This window comes from Spirillospora sp. NPDC046719, from assembly GCF_040645715.1.
Classification (GTDB): Bacteria; Actinomycetota; Actinomycetes; order Streptosporangiales; family Streptosporangiaceae; genus Spirillospora.
Genome location: NZ_JBEYYT010000331.1, coordinates 1 through 10,913 on the forward strand (window position 1 = coordinate 1; position 10,913 = coordinate 10,913).

Sequence of the window (10,913 nt, forward strand, 5' to 3'; positions counted from 1 at the left end):
CGCCCCCGCCCGGACCCTCCCCGCCCGCCGGCGCCGGCGCCTGCGGGGCCTCGCCGCGGCGGCCGTGCTGGCCGCCTGCGCCATCGCCCCGGTCTCCGGCCCCATCGGCTCCGCCGCCGCGCAGGCCGCGCCGCTGCGCGAGGTGATGTTCGTCGGCAACAACTGGGACGGCACCGCCGACGTCATCAACCCCAGCGGCGACTTCGCCAAGATCGGCCGTATCGACGTCGTCCCCGACAAGGCCCAGCGCCTCACCGAGATCTACACCAACCCCGTCCGCCTCGCCGTCTTCCTCGGCATCCGGGCGACCGCCGGCGAGGGGCACGACCAGCTCGTCGACGACCTGTACTCCACCCCCGACGGCAGTGCCCTCGTCGCCTCGCGGCCCAGCTTCGGCGACGTCGTCTCCATCGACCTGACCACCGGGAAGGTCAGGTGGCGCTTCCAGGTGTCGGGCTACCGCGCCGACCACATGGCCGTCTCGCCCGACGGCACCAAGGTCGCGGTCTCGGCCTCGCTCGGCAAGACCGTTCACGTGCTGGACATCAACACCGGAAAGCAGCTCGGGTCGTTCGCCTCCGGCGACAAGCCCCACGAGAGCATCTTCACCGCCGACGGCAAGTACATCTGGAACATGTCCATCGGCAACGTCGAGACCGACCTCGACGACCCGTCCCTCGACTGGACCAAGGGCGACCGGCACATCACCATCGCCGACGCGACCACCTACAAGGTCGTCAAGACCATCGACATGCGCTCGCGCCTGGACGCGTTCGGCCGCAAGGACCTGTCCAACGCCGTCCGCCCGGCGGTGTTCACCCCCGACTTCTCCAAGCTGTACTTCCAGGTCTCCTTCTTCAACGGCTTCATCGAGTACGACGTCGCCACCGACAAGATCACCCGCATCAGGACGCTGCCGAAGAACCCCGCGACCAGCGACGACCGGACCACCTTCGTCAACGACTCGCGCCACCACGGCCTGTCCATGAGCCCCGACGGCGCCAAGCTGTGCGTCGCCGGGACCATGGACGACTACGCGACCGTCGTCGACCGCGCCACCCTCCAGGAGGGCCCGCTCGTCACCGCGTCCAAGCCGTACTGGGCCACCGTCAGCGGCGACGGCCGCGACTGCGTCATCTCCGAGAGCGGCGCCGACCAGGTCACCGCGATCGACTTCGCCACCGGCCGCAAGGTCGTCTCCGTGCCGGTCGGCGACCACCCGCAGCGCGTCCGCATCGCCCACATCCCCGCCGGCTGGACCAGTCCCACCACCTGATCCCCTCGGCCCGCCGGGAGGCAAGGCGAGCCGCGCGGCGCGCCCTGCCTCCCGCACGCGGCCTTGCGCGGTTCGGTGTCCGGCTGCCGGGTATGCGGCGCCCATGGGGCTTACACATGGCAGATCGCGGCCGGCGCGCGGCCGGGCGCTGGCCGGGACGGTCGGCGCCGCCGCGGGCGCCGCGGCCACCGCGAGCCTGATGCTCGGCCGTAAGGCGGCCACGCTGAGCAGGACCGGCAAGGGGCACCCGCTCAAGCACCGCGCGCTCGACATGGCGGCCGGCGCCATGCAGACGAAATACCCGCTCCAGGCGATGAGCACCTACCTGAACGGCTTCCACATGTACGCCGACGACATGGGGCGGCAGGTGGAGGCGTCGCATTTCTGCATTCACCTCCAGCATGACCTGCACCAGTGCGTGATCTTCGATCGGAACGCGCCCGACGCCCGCCTCATCGGCATCGAGTACATCATCACCAGGGAGCGCTTCGAGGGTCTGCCCGACGACGAGAAGCGGCTGTGGCACAGCCACCACTACGAGGTGAAGTCGGGCATCCTGGTGGCCCCGGGCATCCCCGACATGGCCGAGCGGGCCTACTTCGAGGACCTCGTGACGACCTATGGGAAGACGTTCCACACGTGGCAGTACGACCGCGACGACTTCCCGTACGGAGTCCCGCAACTGATGATGGGCCTGACGGAGGACGGCCAGGCCGACGAGGAGCTGATCCACTCCCGCGACCGCAGGCTCGGCGTCTCGACGCCGGGCAAGCGGCAGGACCGGGACGGCATCCCGATGCCGGAGGAGACGGCCTTCAGGCGGTGAGGCGCCCGAGGCCCTCGTAGGCGGCCGCGATGACCTCCATCCCCCGCTCGTCGTCAGCGGGTTCGCGCATCTGGTTCGTCACGTACGCCACCGCCATGCGGTCGCCGGGTTCGACCACGACGATCGAGCCGCCCCAGCCGCCCCACCCGAAGGCGCTGCCGAACAGCCCGTAGCCCAGGCCGTACCGGACCGGCATGCCCAGGAGGCGGTCCACGCCCTGGAACTGTTCCTCCCGCGCGCGATCACAACCCGCTTGCGACAGCAGCCGCCGTCCACGGATCGCGCCTCCGCAAGCCATGACCGACTGCACGAGGGCGACCGAGCGGGCGTTGCCGAATCCGCTCGCCGCCGGGATCTGCGCACGGCGCCAGGCGACGCTGTTGCCGTCCCGCACCCGTACGGTGGTGGCGGCGGTCGCGGGGGACGCGCCACTGCCGGGCGCGCTGGCGGCATAGCCCTCGTCCCGCGACGGCGGCGGGACCGTGAGCGCCACCCGGTGGTCGTGCTCGGCGGGCAACCCGATGTGGAAGTCCGCGCCCAGCGGCGCGGCGACCTCCTCGGCGAAGAACCCGCCGACGCTCCGGCCCGTGATCCGGCGGACGACCTCGCCGACGAGGAACCCCTGGGTGAGCGAGTGGTACCCGGCCGTGCTCCCCGGTTCCCACTGCGGAGCCTGCGCGGCCAGGCGGGCGGTGGCGGACGGCCAGTCATACAGCTCCTCGACCGGACCGTCCCAGTCGGGCAGCCCCGCCGTGTGCGAGAGGAGGTGCCGCACCAGCACCTTCTCCTTGCCCGCCGCGGCGAACTCCGGCCAGTACCGCGCGACCGGCGCGCCGAGGTCGAGGTCGCCGCGGTCGGCCAGCACCAGCGCGCACAGCGCCGTCATCGTCTTGGTGACCGACCAGACGTTGGTGATCGTGTCACGCCGCCAGGGGACCGTGCGGTCCGCGTCGGCGAACCCGCCCCAGACGTCCGCGACGGGCTCGCCGTCCACGAAGACCGCGACCGAGCCGCCCGCGTCCCCGCCGTCCAGCAACCCGGCCAGCGCCTCGGACACCGCGGAGAACGGGGCGTCGCAGGACCCCTGAATGTCGGCCATGCGTAGTATTCAGCGCCCATGCTCCGCCGGAAGCAACCGGATTTCTCCGCGACCGAGCGCCGACGGGACGGCGGCCGGGGTTCGCGCAAGCGGCGGCGCGGGGTCGATTTTGTGGCCAACCTCGGCTAGAGCGGTGTGTAGCCGCCCGATCACTGCTTGACTCGGGAGTGGACGAGGTCGCCGGCCGTGAGGAGAGCACGGTGTCGCTGTATCTGATCAAGGGCCAGTACCGGATCGTGCACAGCCAGCCCGACGGGGACTCCGTGCACTTCTTCCCCAGCGCCGCGGACGCGTTCACGCGCCTGCACCTGAACGTGCGCCTCGGCGCGAGCGGCGCGGCCCAGCTGCGGCTGGACGCGATCGACGCGCTGGAGACCCACTACACGCCGCCCGGCCACGGCGGCCACACCATGCACCAGCCGCTGGAGCTCGCCCACGCCGCCGGCGCCCGGCTGCTGGAGCTGATCGGGTTCTCCGGCGTGGTCCGCGACGGCGAGGTCGTCACCAGCGCGACCCCGGACGCCACCCCCGGGTACATCCTGACCCGGTTCGGCGACAAGTACGGCCGCCCCGTCGCGTTCGCCTTCGCCGGCGACACCGACCGGCCCGACCTGGAGCCGGTGTTCACCGACCCGGCGCTGCTGAAGACGAGCGTGAACCACCGGCTGCTGGCCGACGGCCTGGTCTACCCGACCTTCTACAGCAAGCTCTACCCCGACCTGCGCGCCACGCTGACCGAGGCCGCCGACGCCGCCCGCGCGGCGAGGACGGGGGTCTGGGCCGCCGACGCCACCACCGGCGGCGCCACCGTCCACGCCCAGGACGACCTGTCCGAGCGGCTGGTCATCCTGCCCAAGCTGTTCCGCCGCCTCGCCGAGTACTACGCCCTCACGCCGGGCGACCCCTCGCTCGCCGGCTTCAAGGCGTACATGGCCACCCTCAACGACCGGCTGTACGTCATCTCCGACGCCCACGCGACCGGGTTCGACACCGTCATCGAGGTCACCGGCGACACCGTCCGGCTCACCAAGCCCATCACCGACCTGATCTTCATCGAGGGCTAGCCCGGACGCGCCGGGGCGGCGTCGGCGTCGAGCCCTGCCGGATGATCCGCGCCTGACCGGCCCGCCCGCCCCCTGTCCGGCGGGCGGCGGCGTCAGTCGGCGGTGAGGGTGTCGAGGTCGTGCGCGGCCTTGACGAGGAGGTCGTGCATGGCCTTCTCCGCGCGGTCCGGGTCGGCGTCGCGGACGGCGTCGAGGACCGCGCGGTGGCTCGGGACGGGGTCGTCGTGGGGACGGACGCCGTGCACGAGGCGGTCGCGTTCGGCGAGGCCGACCTCGATGACGACCTCCATCCGCTCCAGCAGCTCGTTGTGGGTGGCGGTGAGCAGGCCGCGGTGGAAGTCCAGGTCGGCCTGGACGGCGCGGGCGAGGTCGCCGTCGGCGGCCTTCATGGCGGCGAGGGCCCCGTCCAGGGCGGCGAGGTCGTCGGGGGTGCGGCGCAGGGCCGCGTAGCGGGCCGCCTGGGGCTCGATGATGCCGCGCACCTCGGCCAGGTTCTGCAGGAACGCCTGGTCGTCGCGGTTGGCGAACTGCCAGCGGATGACGTCGGGGTCGAGGAGGCTCCAGTCGGAGCGGGGGCGCACGAACGTGCCCCGCTTCTGCCGCGAGGCGACCAGGCCCTTCGCCGCGAGCACCTTCAGCGCCTCGCGCAGCGCGGTGAGGCTGACGTCCAGCTCGTCGCCGAGCGCCGCCACGTCGATGGTGTCGCCGGGGTTCAGCTCACCGCCGAGGATGCGTCGCGCGATCTCCTGCACCGTCTGGCCGTGCAGTCCGCGCTCCGAGTAGCGCACCACGGGAGGCCCCCTCCTTCGCTCGTCCGCCGAGTACCCTAGCCCTCGCAGTGTAATCATAAATTAGGAATTAATATTGACAGCGCCCGGCCGGGGGCATTAGACAAGGTCAGCAGGTTGCCGGAACGAGGAGTACGTCGATGAAGCATGCCAAGCGCCGTCTGGCGGCCGTGCTCATGGCGGTCGCGGCGGTCCTGGCGGTCACGGCCGCCTGCGGCCGGGTGGGCGAGCACGGGCGCATCGGCGTCGTGTACCTGAACGCCGAGGGCTACTACGCGGGCGTGGAGCGCGGGCTGCGCTCGACGCTCGGCCATGGGGACCGGGACCCCCAGCTGGTGCAGACCAACATCCAGTCGGACCCGGCCAAGGAGAGTTCGTTCATCAACACGATGAGCTCGGCGAAGGTCGACGCGCTCATCGTGTCCCCGGCGTCGGCGACGGCGTCGATCCCGGCGCTGCGCCTCGCCAAGGAGAGCGGCGTCCCGGTGATCTGCTACAACACCTGCATCGAGGACGCGCAGGCGCGCAAGTACGTGCAGTCGTTCGTCCTCGGCGACCCCGCCGAGTTCGGCCGGGTCAGCGGTGAGCAGATGGCCGCCTACTTCCTCGCCGCCGGGAAGCGCGCCCCCAAGGTCGGCGTGATCAACTGCGAGCAGTTCGAGGTCTGCATCCAGCGCCGGCAGGGCTTCGAGAAGGCGCTCAAGGCGCGGGTGCCGGGCGCGAGGATCGTGGCGAACCAGCAGGGCCTCGCGCTGGACGAGGCCGTCGAGCGGGGCGAGCAGCTGCTCACCGCGCATCCCGACATCGACGCCTTCTACGGCGAGGCCGGGTCGCAGATGCTGGGCGCGGTGCGGGCCGTCGAGGCGCGCGGCAGGGCCGGCAGGACCGCCGTGTTCGGCGGCGACATGTCGGTCGACGCCGCCAAGAAGCTGCAGGACGGACGGGTCCTGAAGGGCGTCGCCGACATCTCCGGGATCAAGGTCGGGCGGCTGGCGGCCCAGGCCGCGCGGGACGTGCTGGCGGGCCGGCCGAGCGACCGGTTCGTCATCCCCGCGCCGATCGACCGGTACCTCGGCCCGAAGGACGGGGCGCGCTGGCTTCAGGAGCACTCCGATGGCATCCCGTAACCCCGAGAAGAGGAGCCGTATGAGCACGCCGCTGGTACGCGTCGCCGACGTCACCAAGCACTACCCGGGCGTCCGGGCGCTGACGGGGGCGAGCCTGGAGATCGAGGCGGGCGAGGTCCGCGCGCTCCTCGGCCGCAACGGCGCCGGGAAGTCCACCCTGATCAAGGTGCTGTCCGGGGTCGAGCGCGCCGACGCGGGCACGGTCGAGATCGGCGGCGCCCCGCTCGGCGACGGCGGCGTCCGGCGCGCCGGCGAGCTCGGGGTGCGGACCGTCCACCAGGAGCTCAGCCTGGTGCCGGGGATGACGGCCGCGGAGAACCTGTTCCTCGGCGCGTGGCCGCGGTCGGCGGCGGGCCGGGTCGACCACCCCGCGATGCGCCGCGCGGCCCGGGAGGTCTTCGACCGGCTCGGCCTGGACATCGCCCCGGACGCGCAGGTCGGCGCGCTGCCGCTGGCCGAGCAGCAGCTCGTGGAGATCTGCCGGGCGGTGCGCCGCGAGCCGCGGCTGCTGATCCTGGACGAGCCGACCAGCGCGCTCGCCGCGGCCGAGGTGGAGACCGTCCTGGAGGCGGTCCGGCGGATCGCCGCGAGCGGCGTCGCGGTCGTCTACGTCAGCCACCGGCTCGACGAGATCCGGCGGATCGCGCGGACCGCGACCGTCATGCGGAACGGCGAGGTGGTCGGGACCGTCGACATGGCGACCACCTCCACCGAGGACGCGGTCGCGATGATGCTCGGCTCGGCGTACGAGGCGGCGGTCCGGCCGCGGGCCCGCGCCGTGGACCGCGACGGCACGCCGCTGCTGTCGGTGTCGGGGCTGAGCGTCCCGCCGAAGGTCGCCGACGTGTCCTTCGACCTGTACCCGGGCGAGATCCTCGGGCTGGCCGGGCTGATGGGGTCGGGCCGCACCGAGGTGCTGCGCGCGATCGCCGGGTTCGAGCCGGCCGCCGCCGGGACCGTCCGGGTGGACGGCCGGGAGGTGCCGCGGGTGACCGCGGCCGGGATGAAGCGCCGCGGCGTCGGGCTGACGCCGGAGGACCGCAAGAGCGAGGCGATCGTCCCGCTGCTCGGCGTCGGCGAGAACATGGTGATGTCGGACTTCCGGGCGGTGAGCAGCGGCACGTCCGTGGTGCCGGCCCGGATCGACCGGGCCGCGCGCGGGCTGATCGAGCGGCTGTCGATCGCCACCGCCTCCACCCGCACCCCGATCGCCGCGCTGAGCGGCGGCAACCAGCAGAAGGCCGTGATCGGCCGGTGGCTGCACGCGGGCAGCCGGATCCTGCTGCTGGACGAGCCGACGCGCGGCGTGGACGTGGAGGCCAAGGAGGGCATCTACCGGCTGGTCCGGGAGCTGGCCGACCGGGGCGCCGCCGTGCTGTTCGTGTCCGGCGAGCTGGAGGAGCTGCCGCTGGTGTGCGACCGCGTCATCGCGCTGCGCGGCGGGACGGTCGCCGCCGAGTTCACCGGCGACGAGGTGACCGTGGACGCCGTGCTGTCCGCCGCGATGGCGGCCTGAGTGACCCGCCCTGAGAGACGAGGAGAGACCATGACCACCACTCGGACCGTCCCGCCGCCCGGCGGGACGCGCATCACGGGCGTGGCGGGGCGCCTGCTGAACGGCCGGTCGCACCAGCTGAACGAGATCGGCCTGCTGGTCGCGATCGTCGCGCTGTACGTGGCGCTCGGCAGTTCCGCCGCGGGCTTCCTGTCGGTGCACAACCAGCTCGGCATCCTGCGGGACGCCGCCACCGTCGGCATCGCCGCCTGGGGCGTCACCCTGGTCATCATCGCCGGGGAGATCGACATCAGCATCGGCCCGGCGACGGCGTTCTCCTCGGTGCTGGTCGCCAAGGGCGCCACCGAGTGGGGCCTCGGCGTCGGCGGCGCGATCGTGGTGACCCTGCTGCTCGGCGTGGTGTGGGGCGCGATCGCGGGGTGGCTGCGCGCGGTGTTCGACGTGCCGTCGTTCATCACGACGCTCGGGCTGTGGAGCATCCTCGGCGGCCTCGGGCTGTATCTCACCGACGCGCTGCCGGTGACGCTGCCCGACAGCGGCGTGTTCGACGTGCTCGGCGGGGACGTCGCGGGGATCCCGACGTCGGCGATCGTGATGCTGGTGCTGTTCGGGGTCTTCGCCTACGTCGCCCGGTTCACCGCGTACGGGCGGTCGGTCTACACGATCGGCGGCAACGCGGGCGCGGCGCGGCTGGCGGGCATCAACCTGACCCGGATCCGGGTGCTGCTGTTCGCCACGACCGGGCTGCTGTCGGCGGTCACCGGGATCCTGCTGGCGGCCCGGCTCGGCTCCGGCAGCGGCGGCGCGGCGTCCGGGCTGGAGTTCGACGTGATCGCGGCGGTGGTCATCGGCGGGACGGCGCTGGCCGGGGGCCGCGGCGGGATGCTCGGCACCCTGCTCGGCGTCGTGTTCATCACCGTGATCGGCAACGGCCTGGTGCTGCTCGGCGTGGACTCCTTCCTGCAGAACGTGGTGCGCGGCGTGATCATCGTCGGCGCCGTACTGATCAACGTGGTGGTCGCGCGGCGCGGACGCGCCGGCGCGGCGGCCTGAAAGGGGGCGGTGTGACCGTGACATCGACGACGCGGCCCGCGGGCGCCGAGGGGGCGCCCGCGCGGATGGAGGGCGTGTTCCTGCCCGGCGACTCCACCGCCGTGCTGCGGGAGTCCGACGTGCCGGAGCCCGGCCACGGGCAGGTGCTGATCGAGGTCGGCGCGTCCGGCATCTGCGGCAGCGACATCGGCTACATCTACCGGGGCTACAAGGGCTACCGCGGCGTGGACGGCCCCGCCTACCGGGGAGTGATCGCGGGGCACGAGCCGTCCGGCCGGATCGTCGCCGCCGGGCCGGGCGTGCGGCGGTTCGGCGTGGGCGACCGCGTCATCGTCTACCACATCGTGGGCTGCGGGCTCTGCGACAACTGCCGCCGCGGCCACTACATCAGCTGCGACTCCGGCCGCGAGTCCTACGGGTGGCAGCGCGACGGCGGGCACGCCCCGTACCTGCTCGCCGAGGAGCGGACCTGCGTGCCGTTGCCGGACGAGCTGTCCTACGTCGACGGCGCGCTGATCGCCTGCGGGTTCGGCACCGCCTACGAGGGGCTGCGCCGCGCCGGGGTGAGCGGCGACACCGACCTGCTGGTGGTCGGGCTCGGCCCAGTCGGGCTCGCCGCCGGGATGATCGGGCGCGGCATGGGCGCGCGGAAGGTGATCGGCGTCGAGCCGTCCGAGGCGCGCCGCGCCTGGGCCGGGACGCTCGGCGTGTTCGACGCGACCCTGCCCGCGGGCGACGGCACGGCGGAGGCGGTCGCGGACCTCACCGGGCGCGGCGGCGCGGGCGTGACGATCGACTGCTCGGGGACGCGCCCCGGCCGGAGCCTCGCGCTGGAGGCGGCGGCCGAGTGGGGCCACGTCTCGCTGGTCGGCGAGGGCGGCGACCTGTGCACCGAGGTCTCCGACACGCTGCTGCACAAGCAGCTCACGATCCACGCGTCCTGGGTGACGTCGCTGCCGGCGATGAGCGAGCTGGCGCGCAACCTCGTCGGCTGGGGGCTGCGGCCGGAGAAGACGGTCAGCGACGTCTTCCCGCTGTCGCGGGCCGGCGAGGCGTACGCGCTGGCCGCCGGCGCGAGCAAGGGCAAGGTCGTGCTCGTCCCGGACGCGGCGCAGTGACGGCCGGAACCGGTGCCGTCGCGGGAGCCGTGCACGTCGAGACCGACACGTCCGGCCCGTACGAGGTGGTGTGGCTCGGCAACGGGGCGCTGCGGCTCGGGATCGCCCCGGCGCTGGGCGGACGGCTGCTGAGCCTCGTCCACGACGGCGACGAGCTGCTGTGGCGCAACCCGGCGCTGCTCGACGACCGGCTGCACCCCGTCGGCGGGCACCGGCCGGAACGCACCTCGGGGCCGATGGCGAACTGGCGCAACTACGGCGGTGACAAGACCTGGCCGGCGCCGCAGGGCTGGTCGTCGCCGGGGGAGTGGGCCGGGCCGCCCGACCCGGTGCTCGACTCGGGCCCGTACGCGGCCGAGGTCCGCGCGGGTTCGGACGATGCGGCGGTGGTGCTGGAAAGCGAGCACGATCCGCGGACCGGGCTGCGGCTGCGCCGCGAGATCCGGTTGCGCGCCGGTGAGCCCGGCTACGACCTGCGCGTCTCCGCCGTCAACGGGTCGCCTGCGCCGGTGCGGTGGGCGGTGTGGAACGTCGCCCAGTACCCGGGTGGTGGAACGGTCCAGGTCAGCGTGGGGCCGGGCTTCGGCGAACCGGTCGAGCTCGCGGTCGGCACGGCCGCGCCCACCTGGACGCGCCCGCGCCCGGACACCGTCGAGGTGCCCGCGCAGGACGCCGTCGGCAAGCTCGGCTTCCCGCACGCCACGGGACGCCTGGCCTACACGCGGGCCGGGCGTCGCCTGACCATGGAGTTCGACGTCCACGACGGCGCCCCGTACCCGGACGGCGGCTCGCGCGCCGAGGTGTGGATGGAGCATCCCCTCGACCGTCCGCTGGAGCACCTCGGCGGGCTGGCGCCGCCCGCCCGGATCGTCGAGTGCGAGGCGCTCGGCCCGTGGGAGACGCTCGCGCCGGGAGCGGAGACCGCGCTCGGCGTCCGCGTGACGGTCGCGCCGGCCGGCGAGGGAGGTGGGACGCCGTGACCGCGACGCGCCCGGTCGCCGTCGTCAACGGCGCCGCCCAGGGGATCGGCGCGGCCACCGCCCGCC

The 10,913-nt window shown here is 73.4% G+C and carries 10 protein-coding genes; 8 read left to right on the forward strand and 2 right to left on the reverse strand.

Going from position 1 to position 10,913, the window contains the following annotated elements; all coding sequences use genetic code 11:
* The coding region (locus tag ABZ914_RS37480) for a YncE family protein (protein WP_500199126.1) at positions 1-1,276 on the forward strand (1,276 nt) is incomplete at its 5' end.
* A 103-nt stretch (positions 1,277-1,379) separates the two neighbouring features.
* Positions 1,380-2,102 carry an OBAP family protein gene (locus ABZ914_RS37485; RefSeq protein WP_500199127.1) on the forward strand — a complete coding sequence of 241 codons (723 nt, stop codon included), beginning with the start codon at positions 1,380-1,382 and terminating at the stop codon, positions 2,100-2,102.
* Here ABZ914_RS37485 and ABZ914_RS37490 read toward each other — a convergent pair.
* The gene (locus ABZ914_RS37490; protein ID WP_500199128.1) at positions 2,092-3,201 is read right to left on the reverse strand and encodes a serine hydrolase domain-containing protein; all 1,110 of its coding nucleotides are present in this window, start codon (positions 3,199-3,201) and stop codon (positions 2,092-2,094) included. The two genes, ABZ914_RS37485 and ABZ914_RS37490, sit on opposite strands and share 11 nt — an antisense overlap.
* 200 nt (positions 3,202-3,401) lie before the next feature.
* Here ABZ914_RS37490 and ABZ914_RS37495 point away from each other — a divergent pair, with 200 nt between their 5' ends.
* The gene (locus ABZ914_RS37495) at positions 3,402-4,265 is read left to right on the forward strand and encodes a hypothetical protein (RefSeq protein WP_500199130.1); all 864 of its coding nucleotides are present in this window, start codon (positions 3,402-3,404) and stop codon (positions 4,263-4,265) included.
* A gap of 92 nt (positions 4,266-4,357) precedes the next feature.
* Here the strand turns inward: ABZ914_RS37495 and ABZ914_RS37500 are convergent, their stop codons facing one another.
* Complete coding sequence (locus tag ABZ914_RS37500; protein WP_500199132.1) at positions 4,358-5,056, reverse strand: FadR/GntR family transcriptional regulator; 699 nt, start codon at positions 5,054-5,056, stop codon at positions 4,358-4,360.
* A gap of 137 nt (positions 5,057-5,193) precedes the next feature.
* Here ABZ914_RS37500 and ABZ914_RS37505 point away from each other — a divergent pair, with 137 nt between their 5' ends.
* The 5 genes from ABZ914_RS37505 to ABZ914_RS37525 are packed head-to-tail and all read left to right on the forward strand — an operon-like array spanning position 5,194 to position 10,847.
* Positions 5,194-6,180: a substrate-binding domain-containing protein gene (locus ABZ914_RS37505; RefSeq protein ID WP_500199134.1), complete on the forward strand. Its 987-nt coding sequence runs from the start codon at positions 5,194-5,196 to the stop codon at positions 6,178-6,180.
* A 19-nt stretch (positions 6,181-6,199) separates the two neighbouring features.
* Complete coding sequence (locus tag ABZ914_RS37510) at positions 6,200-7,696, forward strand: sugar ABC transporter ATP-binding protein (RefSeq protein ID WP_500199136.1); 1,497 nt, start codon at positions 6,200-6,202, stop codon at positions 7,694-7,696.
* 30 nt (positions 7,697-7,726) lie between these two features.
* The gene (locus tag ABZ914_RS37515) at positions 7,727-8,749 is read left to right on the forward strand and encodes an ABC transporter permease (RefSeq protein WP_500199138.1); all 1,023 of its coding nucleotides are present in this window, start codon (positions 7,727-7,729) and stop codon (positions 8,747-8,749) included.
* Positions 8,750-8,760: 11 nt separating this feature from the next.
* Positions 8,761-9,867 carry a zinc-dependent alcohol dehydrogenase family protein gene (locus tag ABZ914_RS37520; RefSeq protein ID WP_500199140.1) on the forward strand — a complete coding sequence of 369 codons (1,107 nt, stop codon included), beginning with the start codon at positions 8,761-8,763 and terminating at the stop codon, positions 9,865-9,867.
* A 29-nt stretch (positions 9,868-9,896) separates the two neighbouring features.
* The gene (locus ABZ914_RS37525) at positions 9,897-10,847 is read left to right on the forward strand and encodes a DUF4380 domain-containing protein (RefSeq protein ID WP_500199142.1); all 951 of its coding nucleotides are present in this window, start codon (positions 9,897-9,899) and stop codon (positions 10,845-10,847) included.
* Positions 10,848-10,913: the final 66 nt, after the last annotated feature.